Raw genomic sequence first — 1,523 nt, 5'->3', positions numbered from 1 at the left:
GCCGCGCCGCCGTCGCGGGCGGGGGCGGCGGCGGATCGGACCCGCAGACCGTGGCCGCGCCGGAGCAGCCGGAGGACGCCTGCCGGCCGCAGGACGTCGTGGCCACCGTCGAGGTGGACCGGACCGACTACCCGGCCGGCGTGTCGCCGAGGATCACCGTCACCGTGGTCAACACCGGCGCGCAGACCTGCACGGTGGACGTCAGCCCGGAGAGCATGGAGCTGCGGATCACCTCGGGTGACGACCGGATCTTCTCCACCGCCGACTGCGTCGAAGGCCAGAGCCGCGACCGCGAGCAGCTGCACCGCGGTGTCCCCGTGACGCGCACCGTGGAGTGGGACCGCACGCGCTCCTGGACCGACTGCCGCGACGCCGACGTGGCCGCGCGGTCCGGCACCTACGTCGCCACCCTGCACAGCGACTACGACGAGGGAGCCGAGCAGCAGGTCTTCCGGCTGAACTGAGCCACCGCGGCCGGGCCGACCGCGAGCCAGCGGACCGGCCCGGCCACCGTGCCTTCCGCCCGGCCCGCACCCGGTGCGCCCGGCCCGCCACGAATGGCGCCGGGCTCCCTCCCGGCGGATGGGAGGCGGGCCTGCCGGTCCGCCCGTGCGCGGCTGGATCGGGGGCGTGGCCGGCTCCGCGCGGCCGGTAGCGGGCGCCGGGTGCCGCCAGCGGCTCCGTGGTGGAGCGGCCCGGGACGTGGCCAGGTGTGCCGGACGCCCCGGGGGTCTGCGGGTCCGCGGCCGAGCGGCCCGGGTCCGCCGGCAGCGTGCGGTCGAGTGCGGGGTGCGGCGCATATCGGGGCCGGGTCGTCGGCGCCGAGGCCGAGCACGCACGCCCGGACGGTCAGGCGGCCCACCCCTCCAGCCCGAGGTCGGCGGTTCCGGTTCCGGCGCGGACGCCGCGCCACCTGGAGCTGATCCGTGCCCGTCCCTGGCTGCTCGGGGGGCCGGGGCAGTGGCGCGCGTCGGCGATTCCGGTTCCAGCGGGGGGCAGGCACGGCCGGGGCTGCCGCGGCCCCTGGCACGAGCCCGTCCGCGCTGACCTGCCGGTGCCACCGGCACGGCGCCGTGGGACCGTCCGCCTCCGATGCGCGGTTCCCCCTTCCGCGCGAGGTGCGGCCTGGAGGTGGTGGGGGTCCATCCCCGGACAGGCGCTCGCCCAGCACCCGCACGACCTTGCGGCAGCGGTACCGCGAGCCGCCGTTTCCCGCCGACCCGGCCTCCGAGCGGGGCGCGCGGCGGCGGCACGCGGACGGTCCGCGGCCGACGCGGTCGGCGGCTCTCTGCGGGGGAGCGCCCCCCGGTCGTTGGCGGGACTCCTCCCGGGACGCGGACCGGTGCGGGCACGGCGGCGGGGCGACCCGCGCCGTGGCGGGGCCGCCCCGCGCGGGAGCGCCGCTTGGCGCCGGCGGGTCCGGCGCGGTGGTCCAGCCGCTCCGTCCTGCCGTGTGCGCTCCCGCGCCGCTGTCAGTTCTCCTGGGGGGCGGGCCGGCGGCGCGGGAGCGCACACGGCAGGAC

General features: G+C 79.4%; 1 pseudogene. It reads left to right on the top strand.

Going from position 1 to position 1,523, the window contains the following annotated elements:
- Positions 1-464: pseudogene (locus DEF28_RS27785) on the top strand (hypothetical protein); the annotation flags it as partial.
- Positions 465-1,523: the final 1,059 nt, after the last annotated feature.

Origin of the sequence: Marinitenerispora sediminis (assembly GCF_003336425.1) — a bacterium.
In the GTDB taxonomy this organism is placed as follows: Bacteria; Actinomycetota; Actinomycetes; order Streptosporangiales; family Streptosporangiaceae; genus Marinitenerispora; species Marinitenerispora sediminis.
The sequence above is the reverse complement of the archived record's forward strand: the minus strand, read 5'-3'. Positions and strand labels throughout refer to the sequence as shown.